General features: G+C 73.2%; 14 protein-coding genes. 9 read left to right on the top strand and 5 right to left on the bottom strand.

The window, feature by feature from the left end; translation table 11 throughout:
• Positions 1-91 precede the first annotated feature (91 nt).
• Positions 92-1798: an alpha/beta hydrolase gene (locus RZ84_RS27475; RefSeq protein WP_241777874.1), complete on the top strand. Its 1707-nt coding sequence runs from the start codon at positions 92-94 to the stop codon at positions 1796-1798.
• Positions 1799-1903: 105 nt separating this feature from the next.
• Here RZ84_RS27475 and hemQ read toward each other — a convergent pair whose 3' ends face one another.
• Together hemQ and hemG are read right to left on the bottom strand one after the other, a co-directional pair.
• Positions 1904-2638 carry a hydrogen peroxide-dependent heme synthase gene (gene hemQ / locus RZ84_RS27470; RefSeq protein ID WP_043266712.1) on the bottom strand — a complete coding sequence of 245 codons (735 nt, stop codon included), beginning with the start codon at positions 2636-2638 and terminating at the stop codon, positions 1904-1906.
• A 2-nt stretch (positions 2639-2640) separates the two neighbouring features.
• Positions 2641-4116, bottom strand: a complete 1476-nt coding sequence (gene hemG / locus RZ84_RS27465) for a protoporphyrinogen oxidase (protein ID WP_107068172.1) — start codon at positions 4114-4116, stop codon at positions 2641-2643.
• Between the two features lie 465 nt (positions 4117-4581).
• On the opposite strand from hemG, the gene RZ84_RS27460 reads away from it, so the two are divergent.
• Both RZ84_RS27460 and RZ84_RS27455 read left to right on the top strand, forming a co-directional pair.
• Positions 4582-5778, top strand: a complete 1197-nt coding sequence (locus RZ84_RS27460; RefSeq protein ID WP_043266706.1) for a thiolase family protein — start codon at positions 4582-4584, stop codon at positions 5776-5778.
• 386 nt (positions 5779-6164) lie between these two features.
• Positions 6165-7625, top strand: coding sequence for an aldehyde dehydrogenase family protein (locus RZ84_RS27455; protein WP_043266703.1), 1461 nt, complete (start codon positions 6165-6167; stop codon positions 7623-7625).
• Between the two features lie 321 nt (positions 7626-7946).
• Here the strand turns inward: RZ84_RS27455 and hemE are convergent, their stop codons facing one another.
• Complete coding sequence (hemE, locus tag RZ84_RS27450) at positions 7947-9014, bottom strand: uroporphyrinogen decarboxylase (RefSeq protein WP_043266701.1); 1068 nt, start codon at positions 9012-9014, stop codon at positions 7947-7949.
• 102 nt (positions 9015-9116) lie between these two features.
• Here hemE and RZ84_RS27445 point away from each other — a divergent pair, with 102 nt between their 5' ends.
• The 6 genes from RZ84_RS27445 (at position 9117) to RZ84_RS27420 (ending at position 16221) form a co-directional block, all read left to right on the top strand.
• Entirely contained in the window at positions 9117-9773 is a 657-nt protein-coding gene (locus tag RZ84_RS27445) for a DUF3000 domain-containing protein (protein WP_043266699.1), read from the top strand.
• A 346-nt stretch (positions 9774-10119) separates the two neighbouring features.
• Positions 10120-10782: a response regulator transcription factor gene (locus RZ84_RS27440; protein WP_016573641.1), complete on the top strand. Its 663-nt coding sequence runs from the start codon at positions 10120-10122 to the stop codon at positions 10780-10782.
• 80 nt (positions 10783-10862) lie between these two features.
• Positions 10863-12137 carry a ribonuclease D gene (locus RZ84_RS27435; protein WP_078894240.1) on the top strand — a complete coding sequence of 425 codons (1275 nt, stop codon included), beginning with the start codon at positions 10863-10865 and terminating at the stop codon, positions 12135-12137.
• A 223-nt stretch (positions 12138-12360) separates the two neighbouring features.
• On the top strand, positions 12361-13575 hold the full coding sequence (locus RZ84_RS27430; RefSeq protein WP_043266693.1) for a thiolase family protein: 1215 nt from the start codon (positions 12361-12363) through the stop codon (positions 13573-13575).
• Positions 13572-15701 carry a 3-hydroxyacyl-CoA dehydrogenase NAD-binding domain-containing protein gene (locus tag RZ84_RS27425; protein WP_043266691.1) on the top strand — a complete coding sequence of 710 codons (2130 nt, stop codon included), beginning with the start codon at positions 13572-13574 and terminating at the stop codon, positions 15699-15701. The genes RZ84_RS27430 and RZ84_RS27425 overlap by 4 nt, the downstream gene beginning before the upstream one ends.
• 130 nt (positions 15702-15831) lie before the next feature.
• Entirely contained in the window at positions 15832-16221 is a 390-nt protein-coding gene (locus RZ84_RS27420; protein ID WP_043270958.1) for an NYN domain-containing protein, read from the top strand.
• Between the two features lie 350 nt (positions 16222-16571).
• Here RZ84_RS27420 and RZ84_RS27415 read toward each other — a convergent pair whose 3' ends face one another.
• On the bottom strand, positions 16572-18062 hold the full coding sequence (locus RZ84_RS27415; protein ID WP_043266689.1) for an amino acid permease: 1491 nt from the start codon (positions 18060-18062) through the stop codon (positions 16572-16574).
• A 279-nt stretch (positions 18063-18341) separates the two neighbouring features.
• Entirely contained in the window at positions 18342-20321 is a 1980-nt protein-coding gene (gene dxs / locus RZ84_RS27410) for a 1-deoxy-D-xylulose-5-phosphate synthase (RefSeq protein ID WP_043266687.1), read from the bottom strand.
• Positions 20322-20359 lie beyond the last annotated feature (38 nt).

Raw genomic sequence — 20359 nt, 5'->3', positions numbered from 1 at the left:
TTTTGTATGCACACCGTGCGGCCTAGTGCAGCGGCCCCTCCGGGAGCCCCGCCCCGCACCGCGCGCCACGCACCATACGAAGGGACGGCTCGTGAGAGCACTTGCGTTGTACGGCGCCCTCGGGTCGCTGGTCCTGACCCCCCTCGCCACCGCACCGGCGGGTGGTGCGGTCCGGGACCCCGCCGCGCCGCCCGCCCCCGTCCACCCGATCACCTTCCACCGGTGTGCGGCCGTGGAGCATCTGCCGGCCGGCGTCGAATGCGGCACCCTCGCCGTGCCGCTCGACTACGCGCGCCCCAACGGCAAGAAGATCCGGCTCACCGTCAGCCGGGCCCGGGCCACCGTGCCGGGCGCGCGGCAGGGCGCGCTGGTCTTCAACCCCGGCGGGCCCGGCGCGTCCAGCATGCAGTTCCCGCTCTACGGCGCGCTGCCCACCTGGCGGCGGATCGCCCGCTCCTATGACTTCGTCGGCTACGCACCGCGCGGGGTGGGGCGTTCGGCGCCGCTGTCCTGCCAGGACCCGAAGGAGTTCGCCAAGGCGCCGACGGACAGTCAGAAGTACCCCAGCGACGCCTTCAAACGCCAGAAGGTGGCGGAGGCGAAGGCGTATGCGCGCGGCTGCGCGCAGCGGGCCGGGGCCGAACTGCCCTACTACAACTCCGTGAACAACGCCCGCGACCTGGACATGCTGCGGGCCGCGCTCGGCGAGCGGAAGCTGACGTTCATGGGCGCGTCCTACGGGACGTACTTCGGGGCCGTCTACGCGACGCTGTTCCCGGGCCATGTCCGCCGGATGATCTTCGACAGCGTCGTCAATCCGCAGCCGCAGCAGATCTGGTACCGCAACAACCTCGACCAGAGCGCCGCCTTCGAGCACCGCTGGAACGACTGGCTGCGCTGGGTCGCCAAGCACAACGACACCTACCACCTGGGCAGCAGCAAGGCGTCCGTCCAGCGCGCGTACGACACCGCCATCGAGCAGGTGCGCCGGAAGCCGGTCAACGGCAAGATCGGGCCGGGGCAGTTGCAGGCCGCGTTCCTCAAGACCGGCTACAACGACCTCTTCTGGCCGATGCGCGCCTACGCGCTGTCGAAGTATCTGCACGGCGACCCCAAGCAGCTGATCACCCAGGCCATGCCCTCGGGCGACGGCAAGGACGAGGAGAACTCCAACGCGGTCTACACGGCGGTCGAGTGCAACGACGCGGCCTGGCCGCACGACTTTCGCGTCTGGGACCGGGACAACACCCAGATCGCCCGGACCGCGCCGTTCGAGACCTGGGACAACGTCTGGATGAACCTGCCCTGCGCGTTCTGGCCGGAGCGGGGGCAGTCGGCACGGGCGGGGGTCGACGAGGCGCTGCGCGGCACGGCCGACCGCGCGGCGCAGGGCGAACTGGGCGTCGGCGAGCTGGCGGACGCCTCGCTGCACGCCGCCGCGACCGACCTGGACGACACGCTGCACGGCCGGCGCCGCCCGCTCGACATCCGGACCGAGCCCGGCGCGCTGCCCCCGGTGCTGCTGCTGGCGGCCGAGCGGGACGCGGCCACGCCGTACCCGGGTGCGCTGGAGCTCCAGCGGCGGCTGCCGGGCTCCTCGCTGGTCACCGAGCGGAAGGCGGGCACCCACGGCATCGCGCTCGGCGGCAACGCCTGTGTGAACGCCTACGTCGAGGCGTATCTGGTGCGCGGCAGGGTCCCCGGGCACCGGGTGTACTGCGGCCCGCGCGCCGAGCCGTCGCCGGGCCAGCCGCTGCTGCGGGCGCGGCAGCTGGTGCAGCAGGCGCAGGGCAAGTAGCGGCCGGGGTCCCCCGGCGCACCGCGCACGGCGAACGACACACGGGCCGTCCCCGAGGGGGCGGCCCGTGGCGCGGGTGCCGGCGGTTCGGGGCCGGCCGGCGGATCAGGCCAGGCCGGCGACCAGCTCGGCGACCGGCTTCCGGCGGCCGGTGTAGAACGGGATCTCCTCGCGGACGTGCATCCGGGCCTCGGAGCCGCGCAGGTGGCGCATCAGGTCGACGATGCGGTAGAGCTCGTCGGCCTCGAAGGCCAGCACCCACTCGTAGTCGCCGAGCGAGAACGACGGCACGGTGTTGGCGCGGACGTCCGGGAAGCCGCGGGCCATCTTGCCGTGGTCGGCGAGCATCCGGCGGCGGTCCTCGTCGGGGAGCAGGTACCACTCGTAGGAGCGCACGAAGGGGTAGACGCTCACGTAGGCGCGGGGTTCCTCATCGGCGAGGAAGGCCGGGATGTGCGACTTGTTGAACTCGGCGGGGCGGTGCAGCGCCATGTTCGACCACACCGGCTCCAGGGCGCGGCCCAGACGGGTCCGGCGGAAGAGGTTGTACGCCTCCTGGAGGGCGTCCGAGCTCTCCGAGTGCCACCAGATCATGAGGTCGGCGTCGGCGCGCAGGCCGGAGACGTCGTACGTGCCGCGGACCACCACGTCCTTGGCGGCGAGCTGGGCGAACAGCTCCTCGACCTCGTCGGCGTAACCGCCGCGGTCCTCGGGGAGGACGTCGCGCAGCTTGAAGACCGACCAGAGGGTGTAGCGGATGACCTCGTTGAGGTCCTTGGCCTTCTTGCCGGCGTGGGGGATCTTTTCGGGGGCGGTGGAAGCGTCTGTCATGTGGTCCATTCTCACTCTCCTGTGGCGGGGCCCGCCGCCAGGGTCCCGAGGATCTCGTCGGCGGCGCGCTGTCCCGAGCCGATGCAGGCCGGGATGCCGACGCCGTCGTAGAGCGCGCCGCACACCCGCAGCGGGCCGGACACGCCGGCGACCGCGGCGCGGATCCGGTCCACCCGCCCGACGTGCCCGACGGCGTACTGCGGCAGTCCGCCGTCCCAGCGGGTGACCGTGGTGGCCACCGGCCGGGCGGCCAGGCCGACCGCCGCGCCGAGGTCGGCGAGCGAGAGCTCGACCAGCTCGGCGTCGTCCCGCTTGAGGTCGGCGTCGTCGCCGTACCGGCCGAGGGAGGTGCGCAGCACGAAGAGGTCCGGATCGGCGCGGGCGATCCAGTCCCACTTGTGGCTGGCGAACGTCGACGCCTTGATCCGGTGGCCGTCGACGGGCGGTACGAGGAAGCCGCTGCCGCTGGGCACGGTGCCCAGGTCGGAGCGGCGGAAGGCCATGGTGACCAGCGCCATCGAGGCGTGGTCGACGGTGTCCAGTTCGTCGGCGGCGGCCGGGCAGCCGTCGCGGAGCAGCCGCGCGGCGGCGCCCGCGGGCGCGGCGACGATCACCGCGTCCGCCGCGATCAGCCGGCCGCCGGCCGCGATCTGCCAGCCGTCCGCGGCCGTCCGGCGCAGTTCCCGCACTTCCGTACGGAGCAGGATCTCGCCACCGGCGCGGCGTACCGCGTCGGCGACGGCGCCCGGCAGGGTCCCGATGCCGCCGTCGATGCCCATGAAGACGGGGCCGCCGGGGAGCGCCTGGGCCGCGGCGCGCGCCTGGACGGCGCGTACGCCCTCGATCAGCGAGCGCTCGGTGCGGGCCGCCTCGAAGAGCTGCGGGACGGCGGCGCGCATCGAGATGCGGTACGCGTCGCCCGCGTACACGCCGCCGAGCAGCGGCTCGACGAGCCGGTCGACGACCTCCCGGCCGAGCCGGGCCGCGACGTACTCGCCGACCGCGACATCCGCCCCGGCCTCGGTCCGCGGCAGCGTCTCGTCCTCGGCGATCCGCGCCATGCCCTCCGGGGAGATCACACCGGAGGCGGCGAGCGGCGCCAGGTCGCCGGGGACGCCCATGACGTGGCCTTTGGGCATCGGGCGCAGCGCCCCTCGGGTCCACAGCGACGCGGTGGCGGTGCCGGGCGGCTGGAGTCGCTCGCCGAGCCCGACGGCCCGCGCCAGGTCGACCGCCTCCGGCCGCCTGGCCAGCATCGACTCGGCGCCGAGGTCGACCGGTACGCCCGCGATCTCGCCGGCGAGCAGCTTGCCGCCGAGCCGGCCCGACGCCTCCAGGAGGGTCACCCGGGCACCGCCCTCCAGCAGGCGGTGCGCGGCGGCCAGCCCCGAGATGCCCCCGCCGATGACCACGACATGACCGGGCGCCCGGCCCCTGCTGGTGTGCGCTGCGCTCATGCCGAAACCTCGCTTCGCTCGGCCCCGCATTCGCGCGGCGCGCACCTTTCGACGATTCTCCCCCGGCCTCCGGCCGGGGAGACCCCCATGCTGCGCTCGCTCATGCCTCCACTCTCTCAGAGTCCCCTCCGGGGCCCGGACCGTGGCCTCGGCGAGGCGCGCGGACGGCAACCCGCCTCCGGAGCCCGCCGTCGAACCGGCGCCCGTATCAAGCCAGTTGGCCCAGCCGACCGGAAGGGGACGGCGCCATGCGGCGATCATGGGGACGGGGCGCGTGGCCACGGGGCGGGCGACGGGGTGCCCCGGCGGCGCCCGGGGGCATGCGCCCGGGCGGACCGGGCGGGAGCGGTGCGCCCGGCGCCTCCGGTGAAGGTGGCCGAGCGCCCCGTTGACAGCGGGCGGTGCCGGGCAAAGACTCGGGTCGGCGAGCGGCGATCTTCGTACCGCCCGCCGGCCGCCGAGCCGGGACCGCGAGTGCAGCGAGGACAGAGCCTGATGACCGACCCACGCGTACGGGATGTCTACATCGTCGATGCGGTCCGCACCCCCGTCGGCAAATACGGCGGCGCGCTGGCCCCGGTCCGCCCCGACGACCTCGCGGCCCACGTGGTCCGCGCCCTGGTGGACCGCACCCCGCGGCTCGATCCGGCGCGGATCGACGATGTGTACTTCGGCGACGCGAACGGCGCCGGCGAGGACAACCGCAATGTGGCGCGGATGGCCGTCCTGCTCGCGGGACTGCCGGTGACGGTGCCCGGGGTGACCGTCAACCGGCTCTGCGGTTCCGGCCTGGAGGCGGTCATCCAGGCCGCCCGCGCCATCGCGCACGGCGATGCGCAGATCGCGGTGGCGGGCGGGGTGGAGTCGATGAGCCGGGCGCCCTACGTGCTGCGCAAACCGGAACGGGCCTTCCCCGCGGGCCATCAGGAGCTGTTCTCCTCGACGCTGGGCTGGCGGATGGTCAACCCGCGGATGGCGCCGGAGTGGACGGTGGCGCTGGGCGAGGGCGCCGAGCTGATCGCCGAGAAGCACGGCATCACCCGCGAGCAGCAGGACGTGTTCGCGCTGGCCAGCCATCAGAAGGCGGTACGGGCCTGGCAGGCCGGCGCGTACGACGCGGAGGTGGTGCCGCTGCCGGACGTGGAGCTGGCCCGGGACGAGACGGTGCGGGAGAACTCCTCGCTGAAGTCGCTGTCCAGGCTGAAGCCGGTGTTCCGTACCGACGGCGGCACGGTGACCGCCGGGAACTCCTCGCCGCTGAACGACGGCGCGGCGGCGCTGCTGCTGGTCGGCGAGGAGGGGCTGCGGGCCACCGGGCGGGAGCCGCTGGCCCGTATCCGGGCGAGCGCGGTGACCGGTGTCGAGCCGCAGCTGTTCGGGCTCGGCCCCGTCGAGGCGGTGCGGCGGGCGCTGGCGCGGGCCGGGCGCGGCTTCGGTGATCTGGCGACGTGCGAGCTCAACGAGGCGTTCGCGGCCCAGGCGTTGGGCTGCCTCGGCGAGTGGCCGGAACTGGACCCCACGGTGGTGAATCCGCGCGGCGGCGCGATCGCCATCGGCCACCCGCTGGGCGCGTCCGGCGCCCGGCTCGCGGGCGCGGTGGCCCATCAGCTGGCCGCGGCGGGCTCGGGCACCGGGCTGGCCGCGCTGTGCATCGGCGTGGGGCAGGGACTCGCGCTGGTGCTGGAGCGCTAGGCCCGGCCGTCGGACTCCCGCCTGCCTGCCGACGCCCTGCACGCGCCCCCACCCTCGAACCGGCTTCGCGCGGCTCGGGCTGGGGACCCCCTTCGCCGCACCGGACGACGACCCCAGTACTCCAAGGGGCCGTCGCCCGGCCCGGCCGAGAGCGCGCACCGGATGCCGCCCGGCCCGCCCTTCGGGCGGACGACGCGAGTTTGACGACAGGAGCTGGAGCGCGCTCGACCCCGTCCCGTGGATAAGTGAAGGCGGCCGGGCGGGGCAGTCCGCGGGCCGGGCGACGCCCGCTCCGGGGGCGCGTGCGGCCTCTGTGGGGCACACTGGCCCCGTGGGGCACACTCGTGCAGCAATCAACTGTCTCCCGTCTCCCGGAGGTTGACGCGATGCCCCTGCTCGATCCCAAGGACTGGCTCTCCCTGCACGGCGGCGCGGCCGAGGCGGTGGAGCCCGCGACGGGCGAGGTCCTGGCCGCGCTGACGCTCGCCGCCGGCCCGGACGTCGCGGAGGCCACGGCCACCGCCGCCGGCGCGCAGCCCGACTGGGCCCGCAGACCGTACGCGGAACGGGCCGCGGTGCTGCGCCGCGCCGGCGACCTGATCCACCGGCACGCGGCGGAGATCGGCGAGTGGATCGTCCGGGAGGCCGGCAGCATCCAGGGCAAGGCCGACTTCGAGATCGGCACCGCGGCCGAGGAGTGCTACGAGGCCGCCGCGCTCGCCCACCGCCCGCTCGGCCAGGTGCTGCCCTCCGGTGCGCCCCGGCTCTCGTACACCACGCGGGTGCCGGCCGGGGTCGTCGGCGTGATCGCGCCGTTCAACGCCCCGCTGATTCTGGCCACCCGTTCCGTGGCGCCCGCCCTGGCCCTCGGCAACGCCGTGGTCCTCAAGCCCGATCCGCGCACCGCGGTCTGCGGCGGGCAGGTGCTCGCGGCGGTGTTCGCCGAGGCCGGGCTCCCCGAGGGGCTGCTGCACGTCCTCCCCGGCGGTGCGGACACCGGGCGGGCGCTCGTCGAGGACCCGCGGGTGCGGGTCGTCTCGTTCACCGGCTCGACCGCCGCCGGCCGCAGCGTCGGCGCCCTGGCCGCCCAGCACCTCAAGCGCGCCCATCTGGAGCTGGGCGGCAACAGCGCCTTCCTGGTCCTGGCGGACGCCGATCTGGACGCCGTGATGCCCACCGCCGCCTGGGCGTCGTTCTTCCACCAGGGCCAGGTGTGCATGACGGCCGGGCGGCATCTCGTCCACGCCTCGCTCTACGACGCGTACGTCGAGCGGCTGGCGGCGAAGGCGGACGCACTGGTCGTCGGCGATCCGTTCCGCGAGCAGGTCCACCTCGGCCCGGTGATCGACCGCGGCCAGCTCGACAAGATCGACGCGCTGGTCCGCGAGAGCGCGGCGGCCGGGGTGCGGATCGCGGCCGGCGGCACCCACCGCGACCTCTTCTACCGCCCGACGGTCCTCGCCGACACGGACCCGGGCGCCGGCGGCGGGCCGGGCTCGGTGGGCGCCTGCCGCGCCTACACCCAGGAGGTCTTCGGTCCGGTGGCCCCGGTCCGCGCCTTCCGTACCCTCGACGAGGCGGTGGCGCTGGCCAACGAGTCCTCCTACGGACTCGCGCTGGGCATCGTCACCCGCGACGCGGCCAGCGCCCTGGACCTCGCCGACCGCATCCCGACCGGCCTGCTCCACATCAACGACCAGACCGTCAACGACGAGCCGGTCGCGGCCTTCGGCGGGCTGGCCGACTCCGGCACCGGCTCCCGCTTCGGCGGCGAGGCCAACCTCGACGCGTTCACCGAGACCCGCTGGACCACCGTGCGCGCCACGCCCGCCGGGTACCCGTTCTGAGCCGGCGGCCCTGTGGACGCACCGAAGCCCTCGGTGCCGGCCGGCACTTGGCCGTACCGTGGCGGCACCGCTCGCCGCCGACCGCCGGCGGGCGAACCGAGCGAGAGGACGCGCGGCAAGGCGGCGGAGCGGCCGGTGGTCGTCGGCGGCGGCGATGCGGCGGGGATGGCCGCCGCATCGCGGGCCCGCCGGCCCAAGGGTCCGGACGAAGTGGCCATCACCGCGTTCGAGCGCAGCCACTTCACCTCGTACTCGGCCTGCGGCATCCCGTACTGGGCGGGCGGTCAGATGGCCGGCCCGGACGCGCTGATCGCGGTCCGGTCAGCGCGCGGTCTGCGCGTGGACGTACTCGACGAGCCGGGTCAGCGCCTCCGGTTCGGTGTTCGGCAGCACGCCGTGGCCGAGGTTGAAGATATGGCCCTCCAGGCCCGCCGCCGCGTCCAGGACCTCGCGGGCCTTGGCCTCGACGGCCTCGCCCGGGGCGAAGAGGACGGCCGGGTCGAGGTTGCCCTGGAGCGCCTTGCCGGGGCCGACCCGGCGGGCCGCCTCGTCCAGCGGGACCCGCCAGTCGACGCCGACCACATCGGCGCCCGCCTCGCCCAGCAGTCCGAGGAGTTCGCCGGTGCCGACGCCGAAGTGGATCCGGGGGACGCCGTAGGAGGCGACCGCGTCGAAGACCTTGCGGGAGGCGGGCATGACGGAGCGCCGATAGTCGGCGGGGGCGAGCGCGCCGACCCAGGAGTCGAAGAGCTGCACGGCGCTCGCGCCGGCCTCGATCTGGACCTTCAGGAAGGCCGCGGTGATGTCCGCGAGCCGGTCGAGCAGGTCGGCCCACAGCTGCGGGTCGCCGTACATCAGGGCCTTGGTGTGCTCGTGGTTGCGGGACGGGCCGCCCTCGACGAGGTAGCTGGCGAGCGTGAACGGCGCGCCCGCGAAGCCGATCAGCGGGGTGCCGCCCAGTTCGCGGGTGAGCATGCCGATGGCCTCGGTGACGTAGGGGACGTCGCCGGGCTCCAGGGCGCGCAGCCGCTCCAGGTCGGCGCGGGAGCGGATCGGGTTCTCGACGACCGGGCCGATGCCGGGCTTGATGTCGAGGTCGACGCCGATGGCCTTGAGGGGGACGACGATGTCGCTGAAGTAGATGGCGGCGTCGACACCGTGCCGGCGCACCGGTTGGAGCGTGATCTCGGTGACGAGCTCCGGCCGCATGCAGGAGTCGAGCATCGCGATGCCCTCGCGGACCTTGCGGTACTCCGGCAGCGAGCGCCCGGCCTGGCGCATGAACCACACCGGCGTGTGCGGCACCGGCTCACGTCGGCACGCCCTGAGGAATGCCGAGTCGTACGTAGCGGTCTGCTGCTGGCCCACAGGGCGGTCGTTGGCGCTCACGACCCGAATCTTCGCATGCGCCCGGCGACACCTCCGAACGGGCGACGCGCGCACCGGGTGTCCTCCCCGTATGAGCGTCGTCTTCCGCCTAATCTTCCGGGCATGGCTGCGGCTCACGAACACCTCGCGGACAGCGCGGACGAGACCCCGATCCCCTTCCGTCAGGCGGTCGAGGCACTCCGGGCGGCACGACTGCGGCCGGAGATCGAGATCGACCCGACCCCCGCGCCGAAACGGCTCGCCCCCTTCGCGTACGCGCTGGAGGCCGCGGTGGTCGAGCGCGGGGCGGGACCGGGCGGGGAGGACAAGGACCTGGCGGACGGGCGGCTGGTGGTACTGCACCAGCCGGCCGGCGACGACACCTGGCAGGGCACGTTCCGGGTGGTGACGCTGGCGCGCGCGGAACTGGAGCCGGAGATGGGCGCCGATCCGCTGCTGCCGGAGGTGTCGTGGTCCTGGCTCACCGGCGCGCTGGAAGCGCGCGGCGTGCGTTACGGGGCGCCCAGCGGGACCGTCACCCGGGCCGGGTCGTACTACTTCGGCGGGCTGGCGGCGCGGGAGCCGGCGACCCAGATCGAGATCCGGGCGTCCTGGACGCCGGCCGAGGGGACGGACGGGGTGCCGGATCTGGCGGCTCACCTGTCCGCGTGGTGTGATCTGCTGTGCCAGGTGGCCGGGCTGCCGCCGGCCCCGCTCGAACCGGCGCCGCGCGGCGGTGTCGTACCGCTGCCCCAGCGGCGCGGTCCGCAGCCCCGCTGAGCTGCGACGCCTGCCGCTGCGGCGGCCCGCTGGCGGCGGGCCGCCGGGCGCCGCCGAGCCACCGCGCCGCTTCTCCCCCTGGCCCGGCCGGTCCCGTGATCATCTCGGCGCCGACCGGTGAAGGGTCCGGGCGGCATCGCGTACGCCTGTGATCACCTCGATATGCACTCCATGCTCACCTTGATCGCTCAGGCGTCCGATTTGCCCGAATTGCCCCTAACTAAATCGTGATCAAAGTCTAAAGTCCCGCCGGTTTGCTGCCGAAGAGGTCAGTGACCCTTCAAACACGGATCATTCCGGCTCTCCCCAGCCGGCTTCCGTCCCCGCCACTCCCCCAGGAGGCCCGGTGTCAGTTCTCCTTGAGCAACCTTCGAGCCTGGTCGCCTACCGCCCGAACAAGCCGACCGCCATGGTCGTCGTGGCCGACCCTCGTGTCCGCTCCACCGTCACCCGCCACCTGTGGGCCCTCGGAGTACGTGACGTGATCGAGGCGTCGTCCATCGCGGAGGCCCGTCCCCGCGTCGGCAACCCGCGCGACATCTGCGTTGCCGACGTCCACCTTCCCGACGGCTCCGGCCTCACGCTGCTGTCCGAGACGCGTGCGGCCGGCTGGCCCAACGGTCTCGCGCTGTCCGCCGCGGACGACATCGGCGCCGTACGCAACGCCCTCGCCGGCGGCGTCAAGGGCTATGTCGTGACCGGTACCCGCACCAACCTCGGCCTGCCGGGACGGCCGGGCGCCGCGCCCATCGGCGCCAACGCCGCCCGGATGCAGCGCCGCCCTCCGGGCGCGCCCGGGCACCCCGGCGGCTACCGCGAGCTGTCGGGGCGCGAGGTCGAGGTGTTGCGGCTGGTTGCGGAGGGCCAGTCCAACAAGGCCATCGGTGTCTCGATGGGGCTGTCGGCGCTGACGGTCAAGAGCCACCTCGCCCGCATCGCGCGCAAGCTCGGAACCGGCGACCGGGCCGGAATGGTCGCGGTGGCCCTGCGCACCGGCATCATCCACTGAACCCCCGCTTCCGACCCGTCTCGCCCGTCGAGGGAACATTCCCCCGACGGGCGACGTGCATACACAGATACCCTTGACTGGTGACCGACGCCCAAAAGACCGCAGCAGACACGACACTGCGAGCACCCGGAGACTCGCCTCCGGATTCCCGACCGGCGCCGGTACCCCTACTGGAACCCCGCGAAGGCATCCCCCCGGTGACCGCCACGCCCGAGGCGCTCGCCGAGGTCGTGGCCGCCTTCGCCGCCGGCCGCGGCCCTGTGGCCGTCGATGCCGAGCGTGCCTCGGGATACCGCTACGGTCAGCGCGCCTACCTCGTCCAGCTGCGCCGCGAGGGGGCCGGCAGCGTGCTGATCGACCCGGTCGGCTGCCCCGATCTCTCCTCGCTCGGCGAGGCGGTCGCCGGCGCCGAGTGGGTGCTGCACGCCGCCACCCAGGACCTGCCCTGCCTGCGCGATATAGGGATGGTCCCCACCCGGCTCTTCGACACCGAGCTGGCCGGACGGCTGGCCGGCTTCGCCCGGGTGGGCCTCGGCGCCATGGTCGAGAACGTCCTCGGCTACGCCCTGGAGAAGGGCCACTCCGCCGTCGACTGGTCCACCCGCCCGCTGCCCGATCCCTGGCTGCGCTACGCCGCGCTCGACGTCGAGCTGCTGGTGGACCTGCGCGACGCGCTGGAGGAGGAGCTGGAGCAGCAGGGGAAGCTGGAGTGGGCCCGGCAGGAGTTCGCCGCCATCGCCGCCGCTCCCCCGGCGCCGCCCCGCAAGGACCCCTGGCGCCGCACGTCCGGGATGCACAAGGTGCGCCGGCGCCGGCAGATGGCGGTGGTACGGGAGCTGTGGACCACCCGCGACCAGGTCGCCCAGCGGCGCGACGTGTCGCCGGGCAAGGTGCTCGGCGACGGCGCGATCGTGGAGGCGGCGCTGCACCTGCCGCCGAACACCCACGCGCTGGCCGCGCTGCCCGGCTTCGGGCACCGGATGGGCCGGCGCCAGCTGGAGCAGTGGCAGGCCGCCGTCGACCGCGCCCGGGCACTGCCGGACAGCGAGCTGCCACAGCCCGGCCAGCCGCTCAACGGCCCACCGCCGCCCCGCTCGTGGGCCGACAAGGACCCCGCGGCGGCGGCCCGGCTGTCGGCCGCGCGGGCCGCGGTGACGGCGCTCGCCGAGCGCCTGGGCCTGCCGCAGGAGAACCTGATCACCCCGGACACGGTGCGCCGACTGTGCTGGGAGCCGCCGGCCGGCCCCACCGAGGAGTCGGTCGCCGGGATCCTGGCCGGGCACGGCGCCCGTCCCTGGCAGATCGAGCAGGTCGCACCGATCCTCACCGAGGCGCTGCTGACGAACGGCGAGTGAGCCGGCTCTCCTCTTTCCCGGTGGCACACGGCCCCGGCCGCGCGAGACCGCGCGGCCGGGGCCGTGTGCGTGCGGCCGTCGCGGCCGTGGTGCGGTGTGACGTTCACCGCTCCGGGCGAGGGGGGTGTGCAGCTTGGTTACCCGTAAGTAGCATGTGGGGTGTGACGCGTCCTTCGGGGCGTGCCCCGCAGCAGTGCCACCCCGCACCTGGAGGAGAGCCAACGTGCCTCGTACCGCTAGGGACGTCGTCTTCGTCGACGGCGTCCGCACCCCGTTCGGCAAGGCGGGCCCGAAGGGCATTTACCACGAGACCCGCGCCGACGACCTGGTCGTCAAGTGCATCCGGGAGCTGCTGCGCCGCAACCCGGACCTGGACCCGGCCCGGATCGACGAGGTCGCCCTCGCCGCCACCACCCAGATCGGCGACCAGGGCCTGACCCTGGGCCGTACCGCCGCCATCCTGGCGGGCCTGCCGCAGTCCGTGCCCGGCTTCTCCATCGACCGGATGTGCGCCGGTGCGATGACCGCGGTGACCAGCATCGCCGGCGGAGTGTCCTTCGGCGCGTACGACGTCGCCGTCGCCGGCGGTGTCGAGCACATGGGCCGCCACCCCATGGGTGAGGGCGTGGACCCCAACCCGCGCTTCGTGTCGGAGAAGCTGGTCGACCAGTCCGCGCTCTTCATGGGCATGACGGCGGAGAACCTGCACGACCGGCTGCCGCACATCACCAAGCAGCGCGCCGACGAGTACGCGGTGCGCAGCCAGGAGAAGGCCGCCAAGGCGTACGCCAACGGCAAGATCCAGGCCGACCTGGTGCCGATCTCGGTGCGCCGGACCAACGCCGAGGGCGGCGAGACCGGTTGGGGCCTGGCCACCGCCGACGAGCCGATGCGCCCGGGTACGACGCTGGAGAACCTGGCCGGCCTGAAGACCCCGTTCCGGCCGCACGGCCGGGTGACCGCGGGCAACGCCGCCGGCCTCAACGACGGCGCGACCGCCTCGCTGATCGCCGCCGAGGACGTGGCGCGCGAACTGGGGCTGCCGGTCAAGATGCGCCTCGTCGACTACGCCTTCGCGGGTGTCGAGCCCGAGGTCATGGGCATCGGCCCGGTCCCGGCGACCCAGAAGGCGCTGGCCAAGGCCGGTCTGACGATCGACGACATCGGCCTGTTCGAGATCAACGAGGCGTTCGCCGTCCAGGTGCTCTCGCTGCTCAACCACTACGGCATCGCCGACGACGACCCGCGCGTCAACCAGTACGGCGGCGCCATCGCCTTCGGCCACCCGCTGGCGTCGTCCGGCGTGCGTCTGATGACACAGCTGGCGCGGCAGTTCGAGGAGCAGCCGGAGGTCCGCTACGGCATCACCACCATGTGCGTCGGCTTCGGTATGGGCGGCACGGTCATCTGGGAGAACCCGCACTGGGAGGGCAAGTGAGCACCACCGCTGAGCTGTTGAAGGGTGCGGCAGAGCTGTTCCCGGACGAGGTCGTCACGCAGGCGCACGTGCGCCACCTCGACCTCCCCCGGGGCGCCGGCCGGTTCGCACTGATCACGCTGGACAACGGCCTGGACCACACCAAGCCGACCACCTTCGGCCCGCAGTCGCTGGCGAACCTCAACACCGCCATCGACCAGGTCGAGAAGGAGGCCGCGGACGGCGCGATCGTCGGCGTCGGCATCACCGGCAAGCCGTTCATCTTCGCCGTGGGCGCCGACCTCAAGGGCGTCGAGCTGCTCAAGCGCCACGAGGACGCGCTGGCCATCGGCAAGGGCGGCCACGACGTCTTCAAGCGGCTGTCGTCGCTGGCCGTGCCCACCTTCGCGTACTACAACGGTGCGGCGATGGGCGGCGGTGTCGAGGTCGGTCTGCACTGCACGTACCGCACCGTCTCCAAGGCGCTGCCCGCCTTCTCGCTCCCCGAGGTCTTCCTCGGCCTGGTGCCCGGCTGGGGCGGCTGCGCGCTGCTGCCGAACCTGATCGGCGCGGACCGCGCGGTGAGCGTGATCATCGAGAACTCGCTCAACCAGAACAAGCAGCTCAAGGGCCAGCAGGTCTTCGAACTCGGCATCGCGGACGCGCTCTTCGAGGGCGCGGACTTCCTGGAGCAGTCGCTGCACTGGACCGCCGCGGTCCTCAAGGGCGACACCGAGGTCGTACGTCCCGACGTCGACCGCGGTGAGGCGTGGGACGCGGCCGTGGCGCGCGGCAAGGCGATCGCGGACGGCAAGGTGCACGGTGCGGCCCCGGCCGCCTACCGGGCGCTGGACATCATCGCGGCGGCCAAGAACGGCGACCTGCGGCAGGGCTTCGACGCCGAGGACCAGGCGCTCGCCGACCTGATCATGGGCGGCGAACTGCGGTCCGGTATCTACGCGTTCAACCTGGTGCAGAAGCGCGCCAAGCGGCCCGCCGGTGCGCCGGACAAGTCGCTGGCCCGTCCCGTCACCAAGGTCGGCGTGGTCGGCGCGGGCCTGATGGCCTCCCAACTGGCGCTGCTGTTCGCCCGCCGGCTGGAGGTCCCGGTCGTCCTCACGGACATCGACCAGGCCCGGATCGACAAGGGCGTCGAGTACGTCCACGGCGAGATCGACAAGCTGCTGCTCAAGGGCCGGGTCAACCAGGACAAGGCGAACCGCCTCAAGGGCCTGGTCACCGGCCACCTCGACAAGGCCGCCGCCTTCGGCGACGCGGACTTCGTCATCGAGGCCGTCTTCGAGGAGATGGGCGTCAAGCAGCAGGTGTTCGCGGAGGTCGAGGCCGTGGTGCCGGAGCACGCCGTGCTCGCCACCAACACCTCCTCCCTCTCGGTCACCGAGATGGCGTCGAAGCTCAAGCACCCCGAGCGGGTCGTGGGCTTCCACTTCTTCAACCCGGTCGCGATCCTGCCGCTGCTGGAGATCGTCCGGGCCGAGAAGACCGACGACGCGTCGCTGGCCACCGCCTTCGCGGTCGCCAAGTCGCTGAAGAAGACGGCCGTGTTGGTGAAGGACGCCCCGGCGTTCGTCGTCAACCGCATCCTGACCCGCTTCATGGGCGAGATCCAGAACGTCATCGACGAGGGCACCCCGGTCGCCGTCGCCGAGAAGGCGGTCGAGCCGCTCGGCCTGCCGATGTCGCCGCTGGTCCTCCTGGAGCTGGTCGGCCCGGCGATCGGCCTGCACGTCTCCGAGACGCTGCACGGCGCCTTCCCGGAGCGCTTCACGGTCTCCCCCAACCTGAAGGCGGTCGTCGAGGCCGGCAAGCGCGGCTTCTACGTCTACGACAGCGGGAAGCCGGAGCTGGACCCGGAGGTCGCCGCGCTGCTGAAGCAGGGCGACTCGGTGCTGACCGAGGAGCAGGTCCGCGACCGCGTGCTGGACGCCGTGGCGCAGGAGATCGGCCTGATGCTGGACGAGGGCGTGGTCGCCGAGGCCCAGGACATCGACCTGTGTCTGATCACCGGCGCCGGCTGGCCCTTCCACCTGGGCGGCATCACGCCGTACCTGGACCGGCAGGGCGTCTCCGAGCGGGTGACCGGCAAGAAGTTCCTGTCCCCGGGCATCGCGAGCGTTCCCGTCTGAGGGACCTCGCGCGGGGATGGTCGGGCGCGCGGACCGGTTCGGTGGAGCCGGTCCGCGCGCCGTCGCATTCCCGGGCTCCGCCTCCCGGGCGCGCCCCCTGCCGGGCCGCCGGCCGTGGCAGGGTGGCCGTATGGATTCCTTGCTCATTGTCGATGCCGCGAATGTGGTCGGCTCGGTGCCCGACGGCTGGTGGCGGGACCGGCGCGGGGCGGCCCAGCGGCTGCGGGACGCGCTGACGCAGTACACCGGCACGGGGCTGCCGGGGCTGGTGGCGCCGCCGCTGGAGATCGTCCTCGTGGTGGAGGGCGCGGCGCGCGGGGTGGCGTCCGCCGGGGGTGTGCGGGTGGAGTCCGCGTACGGCAGCGGCGACGACCGCATCGTGCAGCTGGTGGCCGAGGAGGGCCGGGGGCGGGACTGCCTCGTGGTCACCGCGGACCGCGCGCTGCGGGAGCGCGTACAGGCGCTGGGCGCCGATGTGACGGGTCCCCGGACGGTGTGGGGTGGACGCGGTCGCGGCTAGGTCCTGTCGTCGAACTCCCGCCTGTCTGCCGGCGCCCGGCACGCGCCTCCACCTTCGAACCGGCTTCGCACGGCTCGGGCGGCGGACCCCTTCGCCGCATCGGGCAACGACCCCGGTACTCCACTCCAGTACAGGGGCCGTCGCCGACACGCCGAGAGCACGCACCGGACGCCGCCCGGCCCGCCCTTCGGGCGGACGACGCGAGTGTGACGACGGGACCTGGTCCCCATAGCGCCCCGGACCGGCGCTCAGGGCGGTGCGCGGCCCCGCGGCACCGTCCCGTCCGGCCGCGCGGTCGGCCCGCACCCCCGCAACGGCCGTACGCGCCAAGGTCGTTGGCGGGCGGTCCGCTACACGCGGGCGTCGGCCGGGCCCCGGTCCTCGGTGCGGACGCCGAGGCGGCTGTGGCCGCGGCCGTACACGAAGTAGACGGCGAAGCCGATCACCATCCAGATCGCGAACCGGATCCAGGTCTCGGCGGGCAGGTTGAGCATCAGCCAGAGCGAGGCGAGGACGGAGAGGGCCGGGATCAGGGGGACCAGGGGGGTGCGGAAGGCGCGCGGCAGGTCGGGGCGGGAGCGCCGGAGCAGGATCACGCCGACGGCGACGACCACGAAGGCGAAGAGCGTGCCGATGTTGACGAGTTCGGCCAGCACGTCGATGGAGGTGAAGCCGGAGACGACCGCGACGACGGTGCCGAGCACGATGGTGGAGCGGTGCGGGGTGCCGAATTTCGGGTGCACGCGCGAGAAGACCTGGGGCAGCAGCCCGTCGCGGCTCATCGCGAAGAACACCCGGCTCTGGCCGAGCAGCAGGATCATGCAGACCGAGGTCAGGCCGACGGCGGCGCCGAAGCTGATCACGTCCGCGAAGAAGGGGTACCCGACGTGCTTGAAGGCGTCGGCGAGCGGGGCGTCCACGGAGAGCAGGTCGTACTTCTCCATGCCGGTGACGACGACGGACACGGCGACGTAGAGCAGCGTGCAGATGGCCAGCGAGCCGAGGATGCCGCGCGGTACGTCGCGCTGCGGGATCCGGGTCTCCTCGGCGGCGGTGGCCACGATGTCGAAGCCGATGAAGGCGAAGAAGACCACCGCGGCGGCGGCGAAGATGCCCATGGTGCCGAAGTGGGACGGGGTGAAGCCGAACATCAGCTGGGAGAGCGGCGCGGCCAGTCCGCCGCCGCCCGCGGCGGGCCGGCTCGGCGGGATGAACGGCTGGTAGTTGGCGCCGGAGATGAAGAACGCACCGGCGATGACGACCAGCAGGACGACGGTGACCTTGATTCCGACGACCACCGTCGTCACCCGGGAGGACAGTTTCATGCCGAGCACCAGGACGGCGGTCAGCACCAGGACGAGGAGGCAGGCGAGCAGGTCGAAGCCGAACCGCCCGCCGTGGGTGCCGGACAGCGCGGGCGGCAGGTGCAGCCCGGCGGTGTCCAGCAGCGAGCGCACATAGCCGGACCAGCCGACGGCCACCACCGCGCAGCCCAGGGCGAGTTCGAGGATCAGGTCCCAGCCGATGATCCAGGCGGGCAGCTCGCCCAGTGACGCGTACGAGAAGGTGTAGGCCGATCCGGCGACCGGGACGGTGGAGGCGAACTCCGCGTAGCACAGCGCCGCCAGCGCGCAGACCACGCCCGCGACGACGAAGGACACCGCGACGGCGGGCCCGGCCTGCTCCTTGGCGATCTTTCCGGTGAGGACGAAGATGCCGGTGCCGATGACGACACCGACGCCGAAGACGGTGAGGTCGAGCGCCGAGAGGGACTTCTTGAGCGAGTGCTCCGGCTCCTCGGTGTCCCGGATCGACTCCTCGACGGTCTTCGTGCGGAACATGCCGCGATCGCGGCGGGAGTCCCCATGCGGTCCCGGTGGCCGGTGACCTTGCGGTCCGTGCTGTGTGCTCATGGGCGAACCTCCGCCTGGATGGCCCTGACGCAACTGTCCTGAACTGACCGAGTGTCCGTAATGTCCGGAAACAGGGAGCTTCGGCGGGCCTTTCGGATGCGGGGATTCACCCGATGGGGTGCGACCGCGGTCATGCCGATGGGCCGACCGGAACACCCTTACGGATGTCCGGCCGGCCCATCAGGGGTGACGGCTGCGGGCGCCGCCTCAGTCGCGGGCCGCCTCGGCGGGCTCGGCCGCCTTCCCGGTGTCCGCGGCCTCCGGGGCCGGCTCGCCGTCCGCGGCCGGGGCGTCCGCGGCGGCGTCGTCGCGGTTGTCGATCTTGGCGACCAGGCCGGTCACCTGGCGCGCGATGTCCGGCGCGGTGAGCCCGATCTCCGCCAGCACCTCCTTGCGGGAGGCGTGGTCCAGGAACCGCTCGGGGATGCCGAAGTCGCGCAGCGGGATGTCCACCCCGGCGTCCCGCAGCGCCTGGGCGATGGCCGAACCGACGCCCCCGGAGCGGATGTTGTCCTCGACGGTGACCACCACGCGGTGCCGCGCGGCCAGGCCCGGCAGCGCCTCGTCGACCGGCTTGACCCAGCGCGGGTCGACGACGGTGGTGGAGATGCCCTGCTTGTCGAGGAGGTCGGCGACCTCCAGGCACATGGGGGCGAGCGCGCCGACCGAGACCAGCAGAACATCGGGGCGCCCGGCGCCGGGCTCGCGGAGCACGTCCATGCCGCCGACCCGTCCGACCGCCTCGACGGCCGGACCGACCGCGCCCTTGGAGTAGCGCACCACGGTCGGTGCGTCGTCGACCTCGACGGCCTCGCGCAGCTGGGCGCGTACCTGGTCGGCGTCGCGCGGGGCGGCGAGCCGCAGTCCGGGGACGACCTGGAGGATCGACATGTCCCACATGCCGTTGTGCGAGGCGCCGTCGGTGCCGGTGATGCCGGCGCGGTCCAGCACGAAGGTGACGCCGCACTTGTGCAGCGCGACGTCCATCAGGACCTGGTCGAAGGCGCGGTTGAGGAAGGTGGCGTAGACCGCGAAGACCGGGTGCAGGCCGCCGGTGGCCATGCCGGCGGCGGAGACCGCGGCGTGCTGCTCGGCGATCCCGACGTCGTAGACCCGGTCCGGGAACCGCTTGGCGAACTTCTCCAGGCCGACCGGCTGGAGCATGGCCGCCGTGATGGCGACGATGTCCTCGCGCTCCTTGCCGAGCGCGACCATCTCGTCGCCGAAGACGGAGGTCCAGTCCTTGCCGCCGGAGGAGATGGGCAGGCCGGTGTCGGGGTGGATCTTGCCGACGGCGTGGAAGCGGTCCGCCTCGTCCTGGAGGGCGGGCTGGTAGCCGCGGCCCTTCTCGGTGAGGCAGTGGACGATCACCGGGCCGCCGAAGCGCTTGGCGCGGGCCAGCGCGGACTCCAGCGCCTCGATGTCGTGGCCGTCGATCGGGCCGACGTACTTCAGGCCCAGGTCCTCGAACATGCCCTGCGGCGCGATGAAGTCCTTCAGACCCTTCTTGGCGCCGTGCAGGGTCTCGTAGAGCGGCTTGCCGACAACTGGGGTGCGCTCCAGGATGTCCTTGCCGCGGGCCAGGAAGCGCTCGTAACCGTCGGTGGTGCGCAGCGTGGCGAGGTGGTTGGCGAGGCCGCCGATGGTGGGCGCGTAGGAGCGCTCGTTGTCGTTGACGACGATGACGAGCGGGCGGTCCTTGGCGGCGGCGATGTTGTTGAGCGCCTCCCAGGCCATACCGCCGGTCAGCGCGCCGTCGCCGATGACGGCCACGACCCGGTCGTCCGTGCCGCGGACCTCGTTGGCCTTGGCGAGGCCCTCGGCCCAGCCCAGGACCGTGGAGGCGTGGCTGTTCTCGATGATGTCGTGCGGGGACTCGGCCCGGGAGGGGTAGCCGGAGAGCCCGCCCTTGGCCTTGAGCCTGGAGAAGTCCTGGCGGCCGGTCAGCATCTTGTGGACGTAGGACTGGTGTCCCGTGTCGAAGAGGACCTTGTCCTTCGGGGAGTGGAAGACGCGGTGCAGGGCGATGGTCAGCTCGACCACGCCGAGGTTCGGGCCGAGGTGTCCGCCGGTCTTGGAGACCGCGTCGACGAGGAAGCTACGGATCTCCCCCGCCAGCTGCGCCAGCTGGTCCGGACTCAGGCGGTCCAGGTCGCGCGGCCCCTTGATACGGGTCAGCAATGCCACCCCATGCCTCCTTGCTGCCGTGGTCGAGCTTGCCGATC

Source organism: Streptomyces sp. CT34, assembly GCF_000805335.1.
In the GTDB taxonomy this organism is placed as follows: Bacteria; Actinomycetota; Actinomycetes; order Streptomycetales; family Streptomycetaceae; genus Streptomyces.
Note: the sequence above shows the minus strand (reverse complement) of the source record. Positions and strands in the feature narration are given on the sequence as shown.